20 protein-coding genes are annotated in these 23,676 nt (G+C 56.0%); 13 read left to right on the plus strand and 7 right to left on the minus strand.

Going from position 1 to position 23,676, the window contains the following annotated elements; all coding sequences use genetic code 11:
* Nucleotides 1-10: 10 nt before the first annotated feature.
* Nucleotides 11-904 carry a hydroxymethylglutaryl-CoA lyase gene (locus ACAF76_RS06295; protein ID WP_400163078.1) on the minus strand — a complete coding sequence of 298 codons (894 nt, stop codon included), beginning with the start codon at nt 902-904 and terminating at the stop codon, nt 11-13.
* A gap of 12 nt (nt 905-916) precedes the next feature.
* Nucleotides 917-1,579, minus strand: coding sequence for a GntR family transcriptional regulator (locus ACAF76_RS06300; RefSeq protein WP_400163079.1), 663 nt, complete (start codon nt 1,577-1,579; stop codon nt 917-919).
* 174 nt (nt 1,580-1,753) lie between these two features.
* Here ACAF76_RS06300 and ACAF76_RS06305 point away from each other — a divergent pair, with 174 nt between their 5' ends.
* The 3 genes from ACAF76_RS06305 to ACAF76_RS06315 are packed head-to-tail and all read left to right on the plus strand — an operon-like array spanning nt 1,754 to nt 4,788.
* On the plus strand, nt 1,754-2,995 hold the full coding sequence (locus tag ACAF76_RS06305; protein ID WP_400163080.1) for a CaiB/BaiF CoA transferase family protein: 1,242 nt from the start codon (nt 1,754-1,756) through the stop codon (nt 2,993-2,995).
* 24 nt (nt 2,996-3,019) lie between these two features.
* On the plus strand, nt 3,020-3,280 hold the full coding sequence (locus tag ACAF76_RS06310; RefSeq protein WP_400163081.1) for a hypothetical protein: 261 nt from the start codon (nt 3,020-3,022) through the stop codon (nt 3,278-3,280).
* Nucleotides 3,277-4,788, plus strand: coding sequence for a sodium:solute symporter (locus ACAF76_RS06315; protein ID WP_400163082.1), 1,512 nt, complete (start codon nt 3,277-3,279; stop codon nt 4,786-4,788). Before ACAF76_RS06310 ends, ACAF76_RS06315 begins: the two co-directional genes overlap by 4 nt.
* Nucleotides 4,789-4,872: 84 nt before the next feature.
* Here ACAF76_RS06315 and ACAF76_RS06320 read toward each other — a convergent pair whose 3' ends face one another.
* The 4 genes from ACAF76_RS06320 to ACAF76_RS06335 form a co-directional block, all read right to left on the minus strand.
* A complete protein-coding gene (locus ACAF76_RS06320) occupies nt 4,873-6,078 on the minus strand; it encodes an NAD(P)/FAD-dependent oxidoreductase (RefSeq protein ID WP_400163083.1) in 1,206 nt (401 codons plus the stop codon).
* Nucleotides 6,075-6,458 (minus strand): (2Fe-2S)-binding protein, encoded by a 384-nt coding sequence (locus tag ACAF76_RS06325; RefSeq protein WP_400163084.1) that lies wholly within the window; start codon nt 6,456-6,458, stop codon nt 6,075-6,077. Before ACAF76_RS06325 ends, ACAF76_RS06320 begins: the two co-directional genes overlap by 4 nt.
* Nucleotides 6,459-6,463: 5 nt before the next feature.
* On the minus strand, nt 6,464-6,730 hold the full coding sequence (locus ACAF76_RS06330; protein WP_400163085.1) for a (2Fe-2S)-binding protein: 267 nt from the start codon (nt 6,728-6,730) through the stop codon (nt 6,464-6,466).
* Between the two features lie 219 nt (nt 6,731-6,949).
* Nucleotides 6,950-8,668: a sigma-54 interaction domain-containing protein gene (locus ACAF76_RS06335; protein WP_400163086.1), complete on the minus strand. Its 1,719-nt coding sequence runs from the start codon at nt 8,666-8,668 to the stop codon at nt 6,950-6,952.
* Nucleotides 8,669-8,855: 187 nt separating this feature from the next.
* Between ACAF76_RS06335 and ACAF76_RS06340 the strand changes: the two genes are divergently transcribed.
* From ACAF76_RS06340 to ACAF76_RS06370, 7 genes are all read left to right on the plus strand, one after another.
* Complete coding sequence (locus ACAF76_RS06340) at nt 8,856-10,046, plus strand: NAD(P)/FAD-dependent oxidoreductase (RefSeq protein ID WP_400163427.1); 1,191 nt, start codon at nt 8,856-8,858, stop codon at nt 10,044-10,046.
* Entirely contained in the window at nt 10,043-11,092 is a 1,050-nt protein-coding gene (locus tag ACAF76_RS06345) for a 4-hydroxyproline epimerase (protein ID WP_400163087.1), read from the plus strand. Before ACAF76_RS06340 ends, ACAF76_RS06345 begins: the two co-directional genes overlap by 4 nt.
* A gap of 6 nt (nt 11,093-11,098) precedes the next feature.
* A complete protein-coding gene (locus tag ACAF76_RS06350) occupies nt 11,099-11,974 on the plus strand; it encodes a dihydrodipicolinate synthase family protein (RefSeq protein WP_400163088.1) in 876 nt (291 codons plus the stop codon).
* A gap of 11 nt (nt 11,975-11,985) precedes the next feature.
* Complete coding sequence (locus tag ACAF76_RS06355) at nt 11,986-13,422, plus strand: aldehyde dehydrogenase family protein (protein ID WP_400163089.1); 1,437 nt, start codon at nt 11,986-11,988, stop codon at nt 13,420-13,422.
* A 10-nt stretch (nt 13,423-13,432) separates the two neighbouring features.
* Nucleotides 13,433-14,437: a proline racemase family protein gene (locus ACAF76_RS06360; protein WP_400163090.1), complete on the plus strand. Its 1,005-nt coding sequence runs from the start codon at nt 13,433-13,435 to the stop codon at nt 14,435-14,437.
* A gap of 368 nt (nt 14,438-14,805) precedes the next feature.
* The gene (locus ACAF76_RS06365) at nt 14,806-16,158 is read left to right on the plus strand and encodes a glycosyltransferase (RefSeq protein WP_400163091.1); all 1,353 of its coding nucleotides are present in this window, start codon (nt 14,806-14,808) and stop codon (nt 16,156-16,158) included.
* 178 nt (nt 16,159-16,336) lie between these two features.
* Nucleotides 16,337-18,304 (plus strand): EAL domain-containing protein, encoded by a 1,968-nt coding sequence (locus tag ACAF76_RS06370; protein ID WP_400163092.1) that lies wholly within the window; start codon nt 16,337-16,339, stop codon nt 18,302-18,304.
* 109 nt (nt 18,305-18,413) lie between these two features.
* Here ACAF76_RS06370 and ACAF76_RS06375 read toward each other — a convergent pair whose 3' ends face one another.
* The gene (locus tag ACAF76_RS06375; RefSeq protein WP_400163093.1) at nt 18,414-19,580 is read right to left on the minus strand and encodes a dicarboxylate/amino acid:cation symporter; all 1,167 of its coding nucleotides are present in this window, start codon (nt 19,578-19,580) and stop codon (nt 18,414-18,416) included.
* A 283-nt stretch (nt 19,581-19,863) separates the two neighbouring features.
* On the opposite strand from ACAF76_RS06375, the gene ACAF76_RS06380 reads away from it, so the two are divergent.
* The 3 genes from ACAF76_RS06380 (at nt 19,864) to ACAF76_RS06390 (ending at nt 23,671) form a co-directional block, all read left to right on the plus strand.
* Entirely contained in the window at nt 19,864-20,841 is a 978-nt protein-coding gene (locus ACAF76_RS06380; RefSeq protein ID WP_400163094.1) for a zinc-binding alcohol dehydrogenase family protein, read from the plus strand.
* 219 nt (nt 20,842-21,060) lie between these two features.
* Nucleotides 21,061-22,701: an ABC transporter substrate-binding protein gene (locus ACAF76_RS06385; RefSeq protein WP_400163095.1), complete on the plus strand. Its 1,641-nt coding sequence runs from the start codon at nt 21,061-21,063 to the stop codon at nt 22,699-22,701.
* Between the two features lie 13 nt (nt 22,702-22,714).
* Nucleotides 22,715-23,671, plus strand: coding sequence for an ABC transporter permease (locus tag ACAF76_RS06390; protein WP_400163096.1), 957 nt, complete (start codon nt 22,715-22,717; stop codon nt 23,669-23,671).
* The last annotated feature ends 5 nt before the right edge of the window (nt 23,672-23,676 follow it).

Consider the following 23,676-nt stretch of genomic DNA (forward strand, 5'->3'; position numbering starts at 1 on the left):
TGCAAGATCGTCAGCGATTTTTCTGAATCCCCGCTTTGAGCATCATTCCGTCGAGCGGGCGACCGATTATGCGTTCCATCCAGGCTGCTGTTTCCAGCAGTTTCGGCAGATTCGTGCCCGTATCGAGGTTCATTCCGCAGAACATGTTCACCATGTCTTCGGTGCATACATTGCCTACTGCTTTCGGTGCAAACGGGCATCCCCCCAGCCCGCCGAGGGAGGCGTCAAAGCGCCGTACCCCTGCCTGGTAGCCGGCGAGCACATTGGCAAGACCAAGACCGCGAGTGTTGTGAAAATGCAGTCCCAATGACAAGGAGCTGCCAAATGCAGTAGAAAAGGCTCCCACGATCTGTTGAACCTGCAGCGGATTGGCCATTCCCGTCGTGTCCGCGAGTGTGAGCGCGGTGCATCCGGCTTGCAAAAATCTCTCCGCCACTCTTGTCACTGTCGCCAGCGGCACGTCTCCTTCAAAGGGACAGCCAAATGCAGTGCCGAGGACACCCACGACGTCCTTGCCGGATTGCCTGCCTTCCTGGATCACCGGCGTCAGTTCAGCGACAGCCTGCTCGACCGTCCGTTTCACGTTGCGCTGATTAAACGTGTCACTCGTCGTCGTCACGACATGCAGCACATCTACGTCCGTTTGCAGCGCGCGCTCCAGACCGGAACGGCTCAAGACAAGCCCCGCGTAGCGTACGTCTTTTCGCTTTGGCAAGAGCGAAAGCACAACTTCGGCATCCGCCATTTGCGGGACAACCCTTGGATTGACAAAGGATACGGCTTCGATGTAGCGAATCCCGGAGTCGATCAAGCGTGCGATCATGTCTGCCTTGGTCTGGGCTGACAGGAGAGTGGCTTCGTTTTGCAAGCCGTCTCTTGGCCCCACTTCACAAACCTCAATCATCTGCCTGCCTCCCTATTCTGGGGATTCCTTTTCGTCACAAACTTTCCTTAACCTTCTCATCACACTGTCTCTGCCCTGAAAAATATGTTCGTGCATGGCGATTCGCGCACGTTCGGGGTCTTGGTTTTGAATGGCCGCAAAGATCGTTTTGTGCGCTTGCAGCGATTGTCGGAGCTGAAACGCATCGTATGAAAAAAAAGAGCGGTAAATGATCGGGACGACGACGACTTTGGAGATGTGGAAGTGGATGTGGGCATTGTGGGAGGCAGTTACGACGGCATCGTGAAACAAGTGGTTGACCGCGGCAATTTTTTGTATGCGGTCGGGATCAGCCTCGATCGGCTGCGCGATCAGTTCATCGAACAAGGCCTGGGCATGCTCCATTTTCGCCAGGTCGTCCGTGGTGCGGTGGATCGCTGCCTGGCTGGCGGCATAGCTCTCCAGCAAGGTTCGCAGGTCGTAAATTTGCCGAATGTCTTCTTGTGTGAAGGTTTTGACGCTGACGCCCCGTTTCAAGGGAGTAACCAGTCCCTCAGCCTCCAGTTGCTTGATTGCTTCGCGGATCGGAGTACGGCTTACATTCAGCTCCTTGGCAAGCGATTCTTCGGCGAGTCTCGTTCCCGGTTCGTACTTTCCCTGGATGATGGCGTTCTTGATAAATGTGTATGCATCCATGGCAACACCTCGATCTAATTGTATACAAACATAAAAGTAACTTCAATGAATATTCTGAAATCAAAGGGTGAAAGCGATTAAATCAGCTTATCGATCCAGGTCATATCCGAGAATGACAGGTGGTGGCGCCTTTTTGTATACAATGCTTTTTGTTTGTACACAAAATCGTGCCGGATGGGCACGAGCGCCCTACGGGAAGGAGGAATCGTTTTGACGAAGCAGCGACGGTTGCCCTTGGAAGATGTGCGTGTACTTGAACTGGGAACATTGCTTGCTGGCCCTTTTTCCGGCAGATTGCTGGGCGATTTTGGCGCGGAGGTGATCAAGGTGGAGCCCCCGGGCAAGCCCGATCCTATGAGACAGTGGGGGCAGAGCGTGGAGGGCGTAGGACTTTGGTGGCCGATTCAGTCCAGGAATAAAAAGTCGATTACCTTAAATCTGCGGGAAAAAGAAGGGCAAGAGATTGCCAAGGAGCTGATTGCCAAGGTAGATGTCGTGATCGAAAATTTCCGTCCCGGAACGATGGAGAAGTGGAATTTGTCGTATGAAACGCTCGCGGAAATCAACCCGAAATTGATCATGGTGCGCACCTCCGGATTCGGCCAGACCGGTCCGTATAAACAGCGCGCAGGATTCGGCAGCGTCGGTGAGGCGATGGGAGGATTGCGCCATGTGACAGGCTTCCCGGACCGGGCCCCATCGCGAATCGGCATTTCAATCGGCGATTCTTTGGCGGCCCTGTATGCGACGATTGGCTGCCTCGTCGCCCTGCATGAACGCGAATATTCGGGTCAGGGGCAGGTGGTTGATACGGCTCTCTACGAATCCGTCTTTTCCGTCATGGAGAGCATCGTTCCCGATTACCTGTTGGCTGGCTATGTACGCGAGCGAATGGGCAACATTCTGCCTGGTGTGGCTCCATCCAATATTTACGTGACCAAGGATCGCACGTATATCGTCATCGGCGCCAATGCCGACGGCGTATTTCGCAGGCTGTGCGAGGCGATGCAAAAGCCCGAGCTGGCTGATGACCCGCGCTTTGCCACGCATCATGCCAGAGGCCAAAACGCGGAACTACTCGACTCGCTGATCGAGGCGTGGACGTCGACTGTTCCAGCCAAGGAAGCGCTGGAGATTCTCGCGGAAAAGGGCGTTCCATCCGGGCTGATCTACACAGCGAAGGACATTGTGGAAGACCCGCATTACCAGGCAAGGGAGATGATCGTCACGGTAGATCACCCCAAACTGGGGGAGTTCCCGATGCCGGGCATCGTCCCCAAGCTGAGCCGGACGCCAGGAGCGGTCAAGCATGTGGGAGCAGAAGAGATGGGAGAGCATAACGACGAGGTGTACAAAGGGCTGCTCGGGTTTGACGAGGCACGGTTGGAGACATTGCGCAAGCGCAAGATCATATAGTCCATGGCATAAGGGGGGAGAAGCATGAAACACGGGCGCATAAAAGAGCCGATTCGCAAAACGTGGATATGGGTCGTACTGGGGTTGATCGTTTTGGGGAATGTTCCGTGGTATATCCCGGAGAGTGCCGTTGAACCGTTTATTCTCGGATTTCCTTTTTGGGCGTTTGTCATTGTGGTGTTCTCGTTTGTTTTGTGCGCCTATCTGAGCTGGATATGCACGACCCAATGGCATATGGTCGAGGACGAAGAGGAAGGTCGTCAGGGAGGAGGGGATGAACGGTGAACAACCTGGCATTTGCCGGTACCGACGGAATCATCATTTTGTCCGTATATGCGATCGTCATGCTGGCCATCGGCTATTTGTCCGGACGCGGCGACAAACAGCTTCACGACAGTCTGTCCGGGTACTATTTGGCCGGCAAAAATTTGGGGTTTGTCGCGCTGTTTTTTACCTTGTACGCGACCCAATACAGCGGAAATACGATTGTCGGCTATGCGCCCTCCGCCTACCGCATCGGATTTTCCTGGCTGCAGTCGGTTTCCTTTATGACCATCATTATCGGGGGGTACCTGCTGTTTGCTCCCCGGCTGTACGTCGTGTCCAAGAAGCGGAATTTTGTGACGCCTACCGACTGGATCTCGTACCGCTTTCAATCGAAACCGGTGACCTTGCTCAGTATTTTTCTCATGCTGTGGGGACTGGGCAACTATTTGCTGGAACAGCTCGTGGCGATTGGCCATGCCGTCGCCGGGATGACAGGGGGAACGATTCCGTACCAGATTGCGGTGATCGCGTTTGTCCTGGTCATGCTGACGTACGAGTGGATGGGCGGGATGAAAGCGGTCGCCTTTACCGATGTGATGCAGGGCGGCGTGATGATGGTCGGGATTGTCGTCTTTTTGATCGGCGGCCTGTATTTGGCCGGGGGCGATTTCAGCGATGTGACACGCCAGATTGCCGAGGCAGAGCCGATCAAGACAGCGGTTCCGGCATGGGATGTCAGCGTCAACTGGCTGAGCATGCTGCTGCTCGTCGGGTTGGGAGCAAGCATTTATCCCCATGCAGTACAGCGGGTATACTCCGCGAAAAGCGAAAGGACGCTGAAAAAATCATTCGCCCGCATGGCATGGATGCCGCCGATCACGACCGGACTCGTTTTTTTGGTGGGCATCATCGGAATCGTGCTGTTTCCCGGGCTGGAAAAGGGTGCATCCGAACAGCTCGTCGGGATGATGGCAAATGAAATTGCCGCGATCAATTCGTTTTACTACTGGATTATGATCATGTTTTTCGGAGGCATCGTGGCAGCGATTGTGTCGACAGCCGACTCTGTTTTGCTGAGTTTTTCATCGATGCTCTCCAACGACGTGTACGGAAAATTTATCAATCCGTCAGCGACAGAACACAGAAAGGTCGTCGTCGGAAAGATCGGCGGGATACTGGTCATCATGCTGCTGCTGTGGATTGCCTGGAATCCGCCGGGGACGCTGTACGAGATATTCGTACTGAAGTTTGAACTGCTCGTCCAAGTATTTCCGGCCTTTGTGCTCGGGCTGTATTGGAAGCGCTTAAATGCGAAAGCGGTATTTTGGGGAATGTTTGCAGGAGCATTGCTGGCGGGAATTCTTACGATTGCAGGCTACAAGACGGTGTACGGTGTACACGGCGGAGTCATTGGCCTGGCCTTGAACTTTGTCATCTGCATCACCGGTTCGTTCCTGACTTCTTCGACCGTGCCAAACCATGAGAAGCTGGAGGAAGACATGAACGAACTAGAAGCGAAGGCGTAACCGAAAACAGGCTGTCTCACGAGGCGTCACGGTACTCGATTGAGATAGCCTGTTTCGTTTGCGTATGTGGAACAGGAATGAGCGTCAAACGGGATTGGTTTGCGAAAACAACTGGTCAATCGTCGCACGGCCTTCCGCGATTCCCGGATGAAACTGAATCGTCGCCTGCTGCCGGACTTTTTGGACGGCTGCTACCGCGTGCTGGAGCACGACTGCGTCATGCAGGGTCCCGCGATCGAGGGCGATGGACAGCCCGGCGACAGTCCCTTGGGCGATCGCGACTTTGGCGCTTTCGATTCCGGTGATGTTTCCGGCTACATAGAGGCCCGCCAGAGAGGTTTGCATCCGCTCATTGTGCAGCGGGACATGACCGCCCAGCGATGGAACGTGGGCAAAGGCGCATCCGGCGACGGCGGCCAGCTCTACCAGCGGGCTCAACCCGCCAGCTATACAGACAAAATCGGCGGAGACGACCTGCTCCGTACCCGGCACAGGCGTACCGTCGGGCGTAATCCGGGCGACGCGTACACCCTCGACCTGCTTTTCGCCGATGATCTCGAGTGCGGCGGTGCGTAGCTGGATCGGGATGCCCCACATCTTGATCCCGCCTGGCGGATAGAAGCGCAGGGCAAGATTTCGCATCCCGGCGGAGCCAAGCCATTTTCCGCCCCAGCGAATCAGCGGAGAAGGAGCGAGGTGCGCCACGCGCAGCATCGACTCCAGTACGGTTGCGGGCTTTCCGGCGCCTCCCGTGACAGCGCTAGTTGCGGGGAGTACCACTCTGTCAATATGGATGCCAGCCAATTGCAGCTCGCGGACGATCGCCACTGCCAACACATTGACTCCGATGACAACGCCGGATTTTCCTGCGCGAACGCGCTGGACGTTGGTCATCACCTGCGCGGCACCGATTGACATCACCCCTGGCAACGTCCAGCCGGGTACCGGGACTGCCGTCTCGGAAGCGCCTGTCGCAAGCAGCAGGGAGTCTGCCTCCATGATTCCCTCGGTGGTAGCGACACACCAGCCTGACTCGCTGCGGCTCACATCGTAGACAGATACCCCACAGCGGATGTCGACCCCGGCCTGAACAGCCTTCTCGCAGAGGCGCGCTGCTTCTTCGATGCCGTTCCACCAGCTTCCGTCCGGTTCCTGATGGAGCTGTCCGAGCAGCCTGCCGCCGGGCCGGTAATACTCATCCACGATCCTGACTGCAAGCCCTCGTTCGGCACAGGCGACCGCTGCTGACAGACCGGCTGGACCGGACCCTACGATCAGTACGTCCGTCATTGCGGCACCGCTCCTTCCTGTCTGGACTCACGCTGCTGCTTTTCTTCCGTTTGGCGCGCCTGCTCGGCCAGCGGGTTTGCGAGCTGGACACCGGAGCGGACCTCCATTCCTTCTTCCACGAGCGTCAGACAGGCGCGGATGCCTGGACTTTCATTGACCGTGACGCGGCATTCAAAGCAATGACCGATGTTGCAGTAGATGCCGCGGGGCGTCCCCGAATCCTCGTGGACGCGAAGCTGGCGGATTCCGTATGAGAGAAGGGCGGCTGCGATCGTTTCCCCTTCAAAAGCCTGATAGGGTGCGCCGTCAAACCAAAAGGTGAGCGTGGCGCGCGACGGGCAATCGCCCAGAACGGGATGATGAAAAATTCGTCTGTCCATATCGCTTATGACCTCCCGAGCATCTGGAATGAAACAGGCCGGACCGGAGGCTGGTAGCGCAGCGCTACGGCATGGTCGAAAGGTTGCCCGTTTGCCTCCAGTACGATCGCATCAATCAGGCTGCGGCACGTCCTTCCGCCACAGCATCCCATCCCCGCCCGCGTCCTCAGCTTCAACTCGCGCGCCGTCGATGGATGGGCGGCGGCTGTTTGCATCAGCTTGCCGAGCGTGACTTCCTCGCAGCGGCACACAATCAGATTCAGGTCGTTCATGGCGAGTATCCTCCTTCCATTCTCACTTCTGACCGTTTGCAAGGATAATGCCGCTCGCTTTTGTCGGTTGCCTTTCGTGTGGAGTGCGATGTGGAAAGTCCAGTTCATCTGGGCTCGCATCTGGCGAGTGTCCAGTATCTTGTGCAGATGGCAACATGATGTGTACAGATTTTTGGACGGTCATCGTGATGCGATCAGATCGCGATGTAAAGACGCAACTCAAGGCTGGGGAATACCGAGCCTGCTCAGCTTGTTGTACAGGGTAGCCCGGGAGATGCCCAGCCGTCTGGCAGCAGCCTGCTTGTTTCCGTTCTCCTGTTCGAGCGCTCCGAGGATGACGCGCTTCTCGTACTCCTCCAGCTCCTGTTGCAAGGGAGATCGCTCGTCTGTTGTCCGGGAGAGGGGGCAGTGAGACGGTCGGGATACGGAAAATGGCATCTCGTCCTCTGCCATCTGGTCATCACTGGAAAAGACAACCAGCCTTTCCATCGCATTGCGCAGCTCCCGCACATTTCCCGGCCAGTCATGCTGGAGCAAATGTTGCATGACGCTTTGTGAAATCGTCTGGAGCGGTCGATTGTAGCGAAGCGAAAATTCGTACAGGAAGGCGTGGGCGAGCTCCAGCGTATCTTCCATCCGCTCACGCAGCGGGGGAATTTCCAGGCTGACGACGTTGAGCCGATAGTAAAGGTCTTCGCGGAACCTGCCTTCGCGCACCATTTTCTCCAGGTCTTTGTTCGTCGCGGCGATGACGCGAAAATCAACCTCGATCTGTCGCGTTCCCCCGACGGCGTAATACGTTCGTTCCTGCAGCACGCGAAGCAGTTTGACTTGCATATCAAACGGCATATCGCCCACTTCGTCGAGGAACAAAGTCCCGCCTCTGGCCAGCTCGACCATGCCTTTCTTTCCTTTTTGATCGGCTCCGGAAAACGCCCCTTTTTCGTAGCCGAACAGCTCGCTTTCAAACAGGGTAGGGGAGATCGCACCGCAGTTGATCGCTACAAAAGGCGCATCCGCTCCTTCGCGCACCTCGTGGATCGCTTTGGCGAACAGTTCCTTGCCGACCCCGCTTTCGCCCAGAATCAATACGGTTGCTTCTGTCGCGCGCAGCTTTTGAATCATGCTTTTGATCCGTCTGATCGACAGGCTCGTTCCCTTGATGTGCCGGAACGGGTCGGCGGACGGGGTGAGTTTGGCCATCTCCTGCTGGAGATCGTGGACTTTGCGGTTGGCGTTGAACAGCTCCTGGTTAAGCCGCACCTGGCTGGTGATGTCCGTCTCTGCGGCGACCGCACCGATGATCTTGTCCCCGAGACGGATCGGGTTGGTGTTGATCAGTACGAACAGGTCTTCGCGCGGCTGATGCTGGTGACGGTAGACAGCTTCGCCGGTCTGGAGCGTTTGCAATACCTGCAGCATGTCGGGCGGAAAAAAGTCGGTAATCGGCTTGCCGATCACCTCGTCGGGCTTGAGGGAGAAAATGTGTTGCGCGCCTTCTGTCCAGACGATGACGTTGGCCTGGTCGTCGATGACGGAAATGGAGGCGTCCATCGTGCGGATCATCGTCTCGAAGTAGGCGGCAAGATGTAGGTAGGCCTGGTAGATTGCTTGCAGCAGCGCAGCCCGGCTGACGTATCCGAGCGGCTGTGCACCTTCGACGACAATCCATTCATGGTCACGCAGAAGCGGGATGACAGTAGCGAGATCGTGTTCGGGAGTGACAGCAACTGTTCGTTTCCAGGGGATGTGCCGGTCGCTGTACGTGTGACTGGAAGCAAGCATGGCTGCCTGGGTGACGTGCCATTCGCCGTGGAGGCGGGTGAAGACAGGGGTATCGGCACGGGGAGGGGGAGATGGCATGGTGACATGGCCGTTTTCCCCGTACACAAAGTCGTGGTCGATCAGGTCATGCAGCGAGGGGAGCTGATGTTTCAAGGGACTTCCTCACTTCCTGAATAATGTGTAAATATTTGTACAATTTACTCTCTAGTATAGCGGAGTTCTGTAAAAGAATGTAGACATCTCCCGGAGAAAACCGCTTTGTTTTTTTGGCACGTGGCTTGCAATGACAGCAAGACAGATTACAAAAAGGATGAAAAAGGGAGGTGGTGGCATGGCAGGCATCGCACGTGCCGAGGCAGTTGTCATTGGCGGCGGCATTGTCGGGGGAGCGATCGCCTACTACGCGGCCAAAGCCGGACTGGATGTGACGGTGCTGGAGCGAGGCGAACTGGCCAGCGGTACGTCCTCTCGCTGTGACGGCAACATTTTGGCAATAGACAAGGACCCCGGCTTTGACAGTCAAATGTCGCTGAAAAGCCAGGAGCTGGTACACGAGCTGAGCGCGGAACTGGAGCATCCGTTTGAATACCGCGCACCGGGCAGCATCCTCGTCTGCGAGTCGGAAGAAGAGATGGCAGCGGCTGAGGAATGGGTGCGGCGGCAGCGGGAGGCAGGGCTGCCCTTTCGCATGCTGGATCGCTCCGACATTCGGCAGGAGTCCGCTTTTTTTGCCGACGACCTGCTGGGGGGGCTGGAGTGCGCGACTGATTCTACCGTCAACCCCTACTTGCTCACCTACGCGCTGTTTGCGGGAGCGAAACGGCACGGGGCGAAGGTTGTGACGCGAACGGAGGTGACGGCCATCAAGCGCGATGAGGTGAGCGGGCAGTTTCTCATCCGCACGACGCGCGGCGAGTGGACTGCCAAACAGGTGGTCAACGCGGCAGGCGTCTGGGCACCGCTGGTCGGCCGGATGCTCGGGGTCGACATCCCGATCGTCCCGAGAAAAGGGCATCTGATCGTCGCCTCGCGCCAGGTGCCGGTCGGAGAGCGCAAGGTGATGGAATTCGGGTATCTGATCTCCAAATTCGGAGGACAGCGAAAAGTCGACGCCAAAACAGAGCAGTACGGTGTGGCACTGGTTTTCGAACCGACGCAGAGCCAGAATTTTTTGATCGGCAGCAGCAGGCAGTTTGTCGGCTTTGACAGCAAAGTCGATCTTTCCGTCGTACGCTGCATGGCGCGGCGAGCGATTCGTTTTTATCCGAAGATCGCCGATTTTCTGTTAATCCGCACCTACTGCGGACTGCGTCCGTGGACGGCTGACCACTTGCCGATCATTTCGCGTGTGGAAGAGGTCCCGGGATTTATCATCGCCGCCGGACACGAGGGCGATGGCATCAGCCTGGCTGCTGTTACCGGAAAAGTCGTCAGCGAGCTGTTGAGCGAGCAGTCGACCACGACGATTCCGCTTGCGCCGCTGCGCCATGATCGTTTTGAACAGGCAAAGGAAAAGGAGGTGCACAGATGAAAGCGAGCCAGGTATTTTCCACTGTCGACACCCACACCGGAGGCAATCCGACACGGACTGTGATCAGCGGGCTGCCAAGGCTGAGAGGGCGGACGATGGCAGAAAAGATGCTGGAGATGAAGCGGGAACATGACTGGATTCGCAGGCTGTTGATGTTTGAGCCGCGCGGGCACGACGTGATGTCAGGGGCGCTGCTCGTGGAGCCATGCCATCCGGAAGCCGACGTGGGTGTGATTTACATCGAGACGGGGGGGTATTTGCCAATGTGCGGGCACGATACGATCGGCTTTTGCACGGCGCTCGTCGAGACGGGCATGATCGAGGTGAGTGAGCCGGTGACTTCCTTGAAGCTGGATACCCCGGCAGGACTGGTGGAAGTCCGCATCGATGTGGAAAACGGAAAAGCCAGGCAGGTGACGTTTCGCAACATTCCCGCCTTCCTCTACAAACAGGACGTGACGGCAGAGGTGGAAGGACTGGGAGAGGTACGGTGTGACATCGCGTACGGCGGCAACTTCTACGCGATCATGGATGCGCGCGTGCTGGGGCTTGCGCTCGTCCCGTCCAATGCGGCAGCGATCGTCGATACCGCCTTGCGCATCCGCGAGGCGATCAACCGGACGCTCGAAGTGATTCACCCTGAATCGCCCTTTATCCGTGGGTTGACCCATGTGGAGTTTTTCACCGACCCGACCGATCCGGGGGCACATCTGAAAAATACGGTAGTCGTTCCGCCCGGCGGGATTGACCGTTCCCCCTGCGGCACGGGTACCTCGGCCAAGCTGGCCACCATGTTTGCCAAAGGAGAGATTGGAATCGGCGAACATTTTGTCCATGAGAGCATCGTCGGTTCGCTCTTTCATGGGCAGGTACTGGAGGTGACCCGGGTGGGCGACATGCGGGCCGTCGTCACCAGTATCAGCGGCTCGGCCTGGCTGACGGGCATGCACAAGTATTTTTACAATCCCGAGGATGAATTGGCGGAAGGTTTTTTGCTGATCCCTCATGCTGAGGATCACGATTTGGAAAAACGAGAGGAGATGTGAGCTTGCATGACAAGATTCGCAGGTGTGTACGTAGCTGTGGTCACGCCGTTTACGAATGATTTTGCAGTCGATTACAAGCGTTTGCACGAGTTGTGCGACTGGCTGGTTTCCCAGGGCGTGCACGGACTGGTGCCGTCCGGCTCGCTGGGCGAATACGCGACGCTGACCAATGAAGAGAGGGCCAAGGTGATTGACACCGTCATCCAGGCGGCAGCCGGACGAGTCCCGGTCGTAGTCGGTTCTGCTGCGCCATCGACCCAGCAGGCGACAGCCTGGGTCCGCTACGCCAAGGAAGCGGGAGCTGCCGGAGTGATGGCACTTCCGCCGATTAACTACAAGCCGCTGGAGCACGAGGTGATCGCGCACTACGAAGCGTTGAACAGCGTCGGCTTGCCGATCATCGCCTACAACAACCCGCATGACTACAAGACGGATCTGACCCCTGACTTTCTCGCCAAGCTCTCCCGTCTGGAACATGTGGTGGCGGTAAAGGAATTTTCCGGCGACGTCCGCCGCATGCATGAGATTTTGGAAAAAACCGATCTGGAAGTCATGGTCGGGGTGGACAATCTGGCGATGGAAGGTCCGCTGATCGGGGCGACTGGCTGGATCGCCGGGGTGCCCAATGCCCTGCCCAAACAAGGTGTCGAGCTGTTTGAGCTCGCGCGTGCAGGCAAGCTGGAGGAAGCGCTGCCGCTGTACCGCCGCCTGTTGCCGCTTTTTCACTACGATGCCAGTCCGCAATTGGTCCAGTCGATCAAATACATGATGGAACTCACCGGGTTCCCGGTAGGTCCGACCCGTGCGCCGCGGCTTCCGCTGCCCGAAGCTGAGTATGCAGCGATTCGCGAGGCGTATCAGTACGCTGTAGGCGGAAAGTGAGGGCGGAGCCGATGGAGAGCAGAAACTGGATCGGGGGAGAGTGGATTATCCCGTCTGGCAGTACGATGGTTGTAAAAAACCCGTCTTGCCTGAGCGAGGAAGTCGGTGTTGTCCAATTCTCCGATGCTTCGCAGGTGCGGCAGGCGGAACAGGCGGCACGACAGGCCTTGGCGCACTGGGCGGGGATGGCGGCTCCGACGAGAGGAGAAGTACTGTACCGGATGGCAGCGGCGCTGGAGACGGAAGCGACAGAACTCGCAGAGCTGGCCAGCCGGGAAATGGGCAAGCCGCTCGGGGAGATGCGCGGAGAGGTGATGAGAGGCGTCAACCTCCTGCGCTACTACGCTGCCGAAGGAGTGCGGGCGATCGGCAGCGTCATCCCTTCTGTCGAATCCGATGTACTCCAGTACAGCAAGCGCGTGCCGCTCGGTGTAACGGCGGTCATAACGCCGTGGAATTTCCCTGTCGCCATCCCGCTCTGGAAAATCGCCCCCGCCCTCATCTGCGGAAATACCGTGATCTGGAAGCCGGCAGAAAATGCCTCGCTCACCGCCGTTCGCCTGATGGAAATTCTCTCCACGCAACTGCCGCCGGGTGCAGTCAATCTAGTGGTGGGCAAAGGGAGTGAAGCAGGGGCAGCGCTGATCGAGGAGGCGCAGGTGGACGCGGTCAGCTTTACAGGATCGACGGTGACAGGAAAAAAAGTCGCTGTCGCTTGCTCTGCGCGAAACATCAAATTCCAGACCGAAATGGGCGGAAAAAACGCAGCGATCATCTTGCGTGATGCCGATCTGGAGAAAACCGTCCCGCTGCTGCTGAGCGGCGCATTTCGCTTTGCCGGGCAAAAGTGTACGGCTACCAGCCGGATCATCGTCGAGCGGGAGGTGTACGACGCATTGGCGCAACGACTGCGCGATGCAGTGATGCAATGTGCGGTCGGATCGGCACTGGACCCACGTGTCTACCTGGGCCCGGTTGCCTCGCTCGAACAGTACAAAAAGGTGCGACACTACATGGACATCGCCAGCCGGGAAGCGAACGTGGTGGCCCAAGGCACGATGCTGTCCGAAGAAGGCGAGGGCTATTTCCTCAAGCCGCTCGTCGTCTCGGGTGTCGGCTGCGGACACGCGCTGGTACAGGAAGAAGTGTTTGGACCGCTCGCCGTTCTTTTGCCCGCAGACGACTTCGAGCATACGGTCGCGCTCTGCAACCAGACAGTGTACGGCTTGAGCGCTTCTCTGTTTACCCGTGATTTGTCCTTGGCACATCGCTTTCTGGATGAGGCGCAGGCCGGGATGGTTCGCGTCAACCAGGAGACGGCAGGGGTAGAGTACCAGGCGCCATTTGGCGGGATGAAGCTGTCCAGCTCGCATAGCCGGGAGCAGGGACAGGCGGCGCTGGATTTTTACAGCGCGATAAAAACGTGCGCGATCAAGTACATGCTGTAAGGAGGGCGCCATGAACATCAACCGCTTGTATACGACGATTGACGCCCATGCTGGCGGGGAGCCGCTGCGGATCATCACAGGCGGCATCCCGCCACTCCGGGGCGAGACGATGCTTGCCCAAATCGCTTATTTGCGGGAGCATGCTGACCACGTGCGCCGAGTGTTGCTGCACGAGCCGCGCGGACATCACGGGATGTACGGCTGTGTAGTCGTGCCGCCGGTCAACCCCGGCGCCGACTTCGGCGTCCTGTTTCTGCACAACGAAGGCTACAGCAGCATGTGCGGACACGGGATTATCGCCGCAGTGACAGCGCTCGTTGAGACGGGATATATGCCGGTGAGAGAAGCTACACCGCGCATCGTCATCGATAGCCCGGCTGGTACGATCATCGCCCGCGCCCGCCTGAAGGGGGGCGAGGTTGAGTCCGTCTCCTTTGAAAACGTCCCGTCCTTTGCCTACGCTCTGGACGTGCAGCTTGCGATCGACGGTGTTTCTTTTCCTGTAGACATTGCCTTTGGCGGGGCTTTTTACGCGATCGTGGAGGCAAATGCTCTCGGGGTTCGCGCCGAGATCGATCAGCTTGCAGCATTGCAAACATGGGGGAGAGCGATCAAGGAACAGATCGAGTCGAAGATGCAGATTCAGCATCCGTTCGAACCGCAATTGCAGGGCATATACGGCGTGATCGTTACCGATGAAGCGCAAAAACAAGGCTCTCATTCGCGCAATGTCACGATTTTTGCGGACCGCCAAATCGATCGTTCCCCTTGTGGCACCGGGACAGCGGCCAGGCTTGCTGTCCTCTACCATCGCGGGCAGATTGCCAATGGCGAAGCGTTTGTACATGAGGGGATTGTCGGCAGCCAATTTACGGGTACTGTGATCGGCACGACCAAGGTCGGCGCGTACGAGGCTGTCATCCCGACGATCGAAGGGCGGGCCTTCATCACGGGCTTGCATCAGTTTGTCAGTGACCCGGACGATCCGCTAGCGGGAGGATTTTTGCTCGGGTAATAGACGTGCTTAGGCGCAGCAATAGACCGGCTACCGGACAGAGGCGGTCTATTTGCTTTTTTCGGTTCCAAAATTCTCGCAAAAGAGAGTCGTTAATAAAAGGGAAAAATATGGTAAATTGTGACTTTGGATGGTTTGTGATGCTGCCATGTGGCAGACGAATTTGAAGAGAGTAGGAGCTGGAAATCGTGATAGAATTCGGAGCGGTTCATTTTGAATGGGGAACGATCCAGCAGGCTTTTTCCCTTTGCTGAAAATATGGAATACTTTTTCTTCGCCACACCGCGATGCCCTATGCGTATACTTGAGGTAAAGGCAGTTGGACATATTGCCTAGGACTGCCAGACCAAGTGGGAGTTATGTATACGATGTCACTTCAACCAGAATCGAACCCAATGACTGAAAACAAGAAACCGCAAAAAGACAACTATTTGCCCATCAAGTCGAAATTTTTGATCAGCCATGGGGTGGCGATGCTCTGGATGTGCCTTTCCATCTGGCTCTCCCTTCCCTGGTTGCGCGAATTGGGCGAAATCACGGGCATGTTGCTCGCTGTCGTCATTATTATGGGCATTTCCTACATTCCCGGCTATATGAATGCCTTCATGGTATGCAGCCTGCTCATTGACCGTCAGCCAGAGCTCAAGGTCAGGCATCCCGAGGAACCACTGACGATCCTGATCGCCTGCCACAATGAAGAACAGGGGATCGGCGAGACGATTCGTTACATAGCCGATCAGGACTACGACGGCCACATTCGTGTGATCGTCATTGACAATAACTCAACGGACAAGACAGCCGAAGCGGCGCGACTGGCGGGAGTCGAGCACCGAGTGGACGTAACGGTAATCGCCGAGTCTACACCGGGGAAAAACCATGCCCTAAACACAGCACTTCCCCATGTCGAGACGGAATTGATGATTACACTGGATGCGGATACGCTGTTGCACAAATCTGCGATTCGTCATATCGTCTCGCGGATGTTGACCTCGCCAGCCGACGTATGCGCCGTAGCGGGAGCTGTCCTCGTCCGCAACAGCCGCGGCAATCTGCTAGCGAGAATGCAGGAGTGGGATTATTTTTTGGGCATTGCCAGCATCAAAAGGCTGCAGGGCTTGTTCCAGGGGACTTTGGTGGCGCAAGGGGCGTTCTCCCTGTTCAAGACGGAGGCGGTTCGAAGTGTGGGCGGCTGGCCGGACGCCATCGGGGAAGATATTGTCCTGACCTGGAGGTTTCTCGGGAAAAACTGGCGTGTCTACTTTGAGCCATTGGCGGTAGCGTTTACGGATGTGCCAGAAAGTTTCCTGCATTTTGTCAGACAGCGCAGCCGCTGGGCGAGGGGGATGATCGAGGCGCTGAAGATCATCAAGCCGTGGCAGCAGCCGATTCCGTACGTCCGGTATTTGACGTCGTGCAATTACATCATGCCGTACCTCGACTTTATTTACACGCTGTTTTGGATGCCGGGGCTCGTCCTCGCCTTCTTCGGCTACTACTGGATCGTCGGCCCCTTTACCTTGTTCGTGCTGCCGCTTACATTGCTGCAAAACTACACGCTGTACCGGTATCAGCGCAATGTGTTTCGGACTCTGAACTTGCGCATCCGGAAAAACCGATTCGGATTTATCCTGTACGTCCTGTGCTACCAGATGATTATGAGCCCTGTCTCAGTCTGGGGATACATGCAAGAGTTTTTTCAGTTGAAGCGCGTTTGGAAGTAATAATACTGGAAAAGGTTGCCGTCAGAATGTATGATTAAGTCAAGATCAGTCAAAATAAGTCGATTTTTGTAAATTGACCGGACATAGATTTTCTATCTGTGATTGGAGTGGGAAACTCTGCATATTGACGGCAGCTATAATTACTACATTAGTTGCACTATCTTTTTTGATAGCGGTTATGGCATCGTATTCCGCGTTGAACATAGCAGCGAAAATCTCGCAGGCGACGGGAAGAAAAAGCAAGTTTCTCTGGCTGTTTGCCGGAGCGTTCGTGATGGGAAACGGCGTCTGGTCGATGCATTTTGTGGGTATGCTGGCTTTTCACTTGCATATGCCTGTCGACTATGATGTGTGGCTCACCCTGCTTTCGTTGCTGGCCAGCGTCGTCTCCTCGTACATTGCGTTTTACGTCACGATGCCCAAAGAGATCGACTATGGCAAACTGGCAATCGGCGGATTTTTCATGGGCAGCGGCATTGTCGCCATGCACTACATCGGCATGGAAGCGATGATTATGCCGATGGAGCTGACATACGATCCCATATGGTGGGGGCTTTCTGCGGTAATTGCGCTGGTCGCCTCGTATGCAGCGCTCTTTTTGTTCCAGTACTTCCGCAGACATCCGGATTCGAAGTGGTTCAAATGGCTCTCTGCCATCATTATGGGGTTGGCCATTTGCGGCATGCACTATACGGGGATGCAGGCGGCGCTTTTCCATTCCCATGACACCGTCAACTTGCAGGATTATGTTGCACCGGACCTCTTCTTGCTATGGGGCGTCACGGTCACCGTCTTCCTCATCTTGCTCGTGTCTTGGGGCGCGATGTTTTTCGATCGCCACGTCCTCGAGAAATTGGCTTTCCTGGACAGCCTGACTGATTTGCCCAACCGCAATGAAATGAACCGTTTTTTCGATACCCACGCGGGAAAAGAGCGGCTTTGTGTCATGTTCCTCGATTTGGACCAGTTTAAAGCGATCAATGATACGCTCGGCCACAATATCGGCGACCTGCTCGTCAAAGAAGTGGGCAACCGATTGCGGCAATACGTGCGTGACGATCAGTTGGCGTTTCGGATTGGCGGGGACGAATTTTTGATCATCTTGATCGGCCACAGCCAGGAGTATGCAGAGCGGTTGGCGGAACAAATACTGCAGCAGATTAAACAGGTATACCAGATTGAAGGAAACGAATTGTACGTCACCGGCAGCATCGGAATCAGCATCGGCTCCTTGCAAGACGGGAATCGTGCGGATTTGTTGAAATCGGCCGATACGGCGATGTACAAGGCGAAAAATATGGGGAAAAACCGCTACTGCGTGTACACGGAGGAAATGGGCATCCAGGAAGTCCGGAAAATGCAGTTGGAAAAGGACTTGCAGCGGGCTTTGGATAATCGGGAGTTTTTTATCGTGTACCAGCCCAAATGGAATGTAAAAAACAACCAGTTAGCCGGGTTTGAAGCATTGCTGCGCTGGAACCATCCGCGCCTCGGTGTGGTACCTCCGGGGGAATTTATTCCGATCGCCGAGGAAACGGGTCTGATCGTCCCGATGACCAACTGGACGCTGGCGGAAGTATGCCGCCAGTGCAAGGACTGGCAAAACCGGGGATTGGAGCAGCCTGTCTCCGTCAATCTTTCCGTGCGTTTGTTTCAGACCGGCGGCTTGACCGAATTTGTGCGCAGAATATTGTGCGAGTTCGAGCTTGACCCTGGCCTGCTCGAACTGGAAATCACGGAGTCCATGGTTTTTTACGATATGAAGGAAATCGTGTATCAGCTTGAGCAGATTCGTTCCTTGGGCGTCCGCGTCTCGATGGATGACTTTGGAACCGGCTATTCCTCGATCGGTTTGCTGGATCAGATTCCGATCGATGCGCTGAAGCTGGACCGCCTGTTTACGCGCGATCTGGAAAGTCCGAGCAAGCGTGCGATCATCCATGCGATTATCCTGATGGCGGAAAGCCTGAAGCTGGATGTGATTGCCGAAGGAGTCGAGAATCAGGAGCACATTCATTTCCTGACGGAGCTTGGCTGTCATGTCATGCAAGGGTATTACTACGGCAAACCGATGAAAAATCAGGAAGTGGAATTGTGGGTCCGCCGTGATCCCGATCAGATGAGTATTCAGCCGACGGTAACATAGCTTCGTTCGATGCACAAAAAAGAACCAGCCCGACAGGTTGGAAGGAGTCCGCGTCCTTCCCGGTCCGTGAGCTGGTTCTTTTTATTTTGCGATGAGGAACTGTCGCGCCTCAAGCGGCATCCGATTTGCTCAGACGATCTGTGATTGCGGCAAGCGCACCGTCGCCTGTCACGTTGCAGGCTGTTCCGAAGCTGTCCTGGGCGATGTAGAGGGCGATCATCAGTGATGTTAAGGTAGGGCCGAAGCCGAGCATGCTCTCCAGCAAGCCGATAGCTGCCATTACCGCTCCGCCTGGGACGCCCGGTGCTGCGACCATGGTCACGCCGAGCATCAGAATGAACGGGAAGATCATGCCAAACGAAGTGGACATGTCGTGCAGCATCATCACCGCCATCGAACAGCAGACGAGCGTAATCGTGCTGCCGGAAAGATGGATGGTCGCACAGAGCGGAACGACGAAATCGGCAATTTTTTCGCTTACGCCGTTTTTCTTGGTCTGGCGCAGCGTGACCGGAATCGTGGAGGCCGAGGATTGCGTTCCGATTGCCGTGAAATAGGCCGGGAGCATGTTTTTGATCATGCCCAGCGGATTTTTGCGGATCATTTGGCCGGCGACCAGGTACTGTACGAGCAGGTAGACGAGATGCAGGGCAATGATGATCACGAATACTTTGGCGAAGACGGACAAAATCATCTGTACTTGACCGCCGTACGTCAGGTTCGCGAACAACGACATGATGTGGATCGGCAGCAGCGGGATAATGACCGAGGAAATCAGCTTTTCCACGATCTCGCGCAGATCCACCATCACCTTTTGCAGCGTGTCTCCCTTGATTACGGCAGAGCCGAGTCCAATCGTAAAAGCGAGCAGCAATGCTGTCATCACGCCCATGACTGGCGGCATGTCGACCGTAAAATACGGAGGCAACAGCGCTTCCTCTGGATTGGCAAACTCTTTTGCCAGGCTGCCTACATCCAGGATGTGCGGAAAGAGGCTGGAACCGACGAAGAAAGCCAGCAGTCCGGCGGCAATCGTGGACAAATAGGCGAGTCCGGCTGTCAGACCGAGCAAGCGACCTGCCCCTTTGCCCAGTTCTCCGATGCCGGGAGCGATAAAGCCGATAATGATCAGCGGAATCACGAAGCCGAGCAAGTTGCCGAACAGCCCGCTAAATGTGGCGAAGACTTTGACTACAGCTTCCGGAGCGACCGCTCCAATTGCGATGCCGAGAATAAGTGCGATGAGAATTTTGGGTAGTAAACCAAGTTTTTTCATGGTGATCCTCCAGTAGCAGATGGAAGTGATGTCCGTGTCAGGTGGACACTGTTCCTCTTTATATGGACTGATGCAAACGTACCATAACAGGGCACCCCATGTCTCTATGTCTGACGAAAGTAACACTAGTAAAAATAGTTCGAATAGTAATGTTTTATTGAATAATATAACGTACCCGCGTCCTGCCGCCAGCCTGTGAGTTGCTGCACTTCTTCGTATCTTTTCGTTGCATTCATCAGGATGATTTTGGATGATAGACGTAACAGACAAAGGAGGCATGCACATGAAAGCGGTAGTCGTTACTGCCTATGGCGGAACGGAGCATATGGTCTATACGGATGTTGCGATACCGGAGCCGGGTCCGGGACAAGTGTTGATCCGCGTCACAGGGACGAGCGTAAATTTTGCGGACATCAAGTCACGGTATGGCAAAAAAGGCGGAAAGCTGCCATTTGTACCCGGATTGGACGTCACCGGGGTAGTAGAGCGCGTGGGCGAGGGAGTGGAGCGCATCCAGGTCGGCCAGCGGGTCATCGCTTTTCCCGCCGAAGGTTCCTACGCGGAATATGCAGTGGCGAGTGAAATGCTTACCTTTGCCGTGCCCGACAGCATCGACTTGCGGACGGCAGCGGCTTGCCCGATCGTTTCGTTTACTTCGTACAAGCTGCTGGCGGAGGTAGCCCGGGTCGAGCCAGGGGAGACGGTTCTTGTCCACGCGGCCGCAGGAGGGATCGGGACGACGGCGATCCAACTGGCGAAGCTGCTCGGGGCAGGCAAGGTGATCGGTACAGTTGGACAGGTCGGCAAGAGAGACATTGCCTTGGAAGCGGGAGCGGATGAGGTCATCGTCTACGAGAACGCCGCTTTTGCTGACCAGGTAAACGAGCTGACAAACGGCGAGGGGGCAAACGTCATCCTCGATTCCCTTGCTGGCAGAGTCACCGAAGAAAGCATCCGCTGCCTGGCTCCTTATGGCCGTCTCGTCCAGTTCGGGAATGCCAGCGGAGGAGTAGGCACATTCAAAACGTCAGACCTGCACACGAGCTGCCGTTCTGTGCTTGGCTTCAGCTTCGGTACGACGCGCAGCAAACGGCCGCAGCTCTTGAGCAGTACCGCTGAAAAGGTGCTCCGGCTGCTCGCGGATGGCTCTCTGAAGATCAAGATCGGCAGGAGCTTCCCGCTGGAACAGGCGGCGCAGGCGCACGATTGGGTGGAGAGCAGGCAAAGCACTGGGAAGGTGCTGCTGGAGGTAGTGGAGTAACAAAGTAGTTTTAGCTACATATCGAATGCGACTGTGCGTTGTTTTTGAACTGGCTTGGTCACAAGAGGAACTTTCCGGCGGCTGCTGCGGAAAGTTCCTTTTTTTGGATACCGGACAAACGGGTTGCAGTTTGCAGTGCCTAATTCCCTTAATTCCTACTTGACAACTATGTTTTATATGTTTACCTTAATATAAAACTACTGGGGGGAGAGTCCAGACATGAAACGATCATCACAACGCATTTTGGCAAGGCTCCATCTGAAAACGAAATTATTCCCCATTTTGCTTGCTGGGGTTTTTGCCTTGACCGCATGCGGAAACAACACAACCGGGGGAACTGCAAACGAGTCGGCAGGCACAGGAACGAGCTCCGCCGAACAGGAGGCCCCGGCGGCAGGCGGCGTGCTCAATATTGCCTATCCGGCCAAAGCAGCTACCCTCGATCCGCATACGACAACCAATGCCTCGACGAAAGATATTGCCCGGCAAATTTTTGAACCGCTGGTGACGTTGAACAGCAAATACGAAGTCGTTCCGATGCTGGCAGAGTCGTACGAGGTCAGTGAGGATGGCCTGTCGATCACCTTCCCGCTGAGAAAAGGCGTCAAGTTCCACAACGGCCAGGAAATGACTGCTGACGATGTCGTGGCGTCCATGGAGAAATGGCTGAAGGTTTCGACACAGGGAAAAGCCAACCTGGCTGGGGCGACGATTACCGCCCAAGATCCGTACACAGTGGTGCTGCAACTGGAAAAGCCATCGCTTTTGACGCTACATATCCTCGCTGACACTGCGCCATTCCCGGCGATCATGCCGAAGGAAATTATCGAAGAGAGCGGTGTCGAGGCAGTCAAGACGTTCGTCGGGACAGGTCCGTTTGAGCTGGTAGAGTGGAAGCAGGATCAGTACGTTCATCTGAAAAAATTCAACGACTACTCTGCCCGCACCGAGCCAAGCGACGGACTTGGCGGCAAAAAGGAAGCGCTGGTAGACGAGATTTACTTCCACTACGTGACCGATGAATCGACACGCGTGGCAGGGATTACGACCGGAGAGTACGATATCGCCTTCAGCATCCCGTTTGACAATGCGGAGCAAATCGAAAATACACCCGGCGTCGACAGCTTCGTCAGCGAAGGCGGCATGACCACGTTCGTCTTCAACAAAAAGTCAGGACTGTTCAGCAACGTGAAAGCGCGCCAGGCAGTCAATGCCGCGCTCAATCTGGAAGAAATCCTGATCTCTGCCTATCGCGACAACCGCTATTACACGCTCGACTCCGGGCTGGCGCTTCCCGATCAAACCGATTGGCACAGCAGTACAGGGAGCGAACTGTACAACCAGCACGACCTGGAAAAAGCGAAGCAGTTGCTGGCGGAATCGGGCTATAACGGCGAGGAAGTGACGATTCTCGTTACGCGTGATTACCCGGATTACTACAATGCCGCAGTCGTCGCACAGCAGCAGCTCAAAGAAATCGGGCTGAACGCCAAGCTGGACGTGTACGATTGGCCGACGATGCAGGAGCGGCGCAAGGATGACAAGGTGTGGGATTTCTTTGTAGTCGGTTTTGCAGTCCGTCCGACACTGCACCAGTTGCCGTTCCTCGACTCGCGAGCCGACTATCCGGGCTGGACCAACAGTCCGCAGATCGATCAGCTTCTCGACGGTATCCAAAGCGCATCGTCGATCGCAGAAGCGAAACCGCTGGTCGATCAACTGCAAGCCAAAGTGTGGGAGGAGCTGCCGATCATCAAGCTGGGCAACCGCGTCAACATGGCAGCCGTGGGTGAGCATGTCCAGGGGCTGCAGGACGTAATTGGACCGATTTTGTGGAATGTCAGTACGGCGAAACAATAGGGGGTAACATCGTGTGAGCGGGTACATCCTGAAGCGTCTTCTCTCCACGCTGCCGATTCTCGCAGTCGTAGCGACGGTCGTATTTCTGATCGTCCATTTGACTCCGGGCGATCCGGCGGCGGTCATGCTGGGAGATGAAGCGGGGGAAGCCGAAATTGCCGAGCTTCGGGAGCAGCTTGGCTTGAATCTTCCTCTTCCTGTCCAATTTTATCACTGGCTCGTCAACGTCCTGCAGGGAGACTTGGGACAATCGTACTTTTCGGGTATGCCGGTGACCCGCTCCTTTGTGGAGCATCTCGGACCGACGTTTTCACTCGCCGTCCTGGCGCAGATCATCGCCATTTTGATCGCGATTCCGATCGGCATTTTTGCAGCCAGACGCCGAGGGTCACTGGCTGATCAAGCGGTGATGGGAGTCTCTTTGCTGGGGATATCCGTGCCCAGCTTTTTGCTCGGCTTGTTCTTGATTTTGCTGTTTGCCGTACAGTTGAAATGGCTCCCGGTCGCCGGCTACAAGCCACTTGGCGACGGCTTGTGGAACCATTTGCGCTACCTCATCCTGCCGGCGCTGGCGCTCGGCTTTATGCAGGCTGCCTTGATCGCACGTATGACCCGCTCATCGATGCTCGACATCATCGCGGACAATTACATCAAGACGGCGCGTGCAAAAGGCTTGAAAGAGCGCATCGTCATCTACAAGCACGCCCTGCGCAATGCGTTTATCCCGATCCTGACGGTCATCGGCGAGACGTTCGGCGGGCTGGTCACGGGTGCTGCCGTCGTGGAAACGGTATTCAACATCCCCGGGATCGGCCAGTTGATCATCAGCTCCGTCGAGCGAAGGGACTATCCCGTCATCCAGGGGACCGTGCTGCTGATCACGGTGACCTACGTGTTTCTCAACCTGATCATCGACTTGCTTTACGGGGTGGTAGACCCGAGGGTTCGTCTGAATCGCAAAGAGAGGTAGTTGGC

It is taken from the genome of Brevibacillus sp. TJ4 (genome assembly GCF_044627595.2).
Classification (GTDB): domain Bacteria; phylum Bacillota; class Bacilli; order Brevibacillales; family Brevibacillaceae; genus Brevibacillus.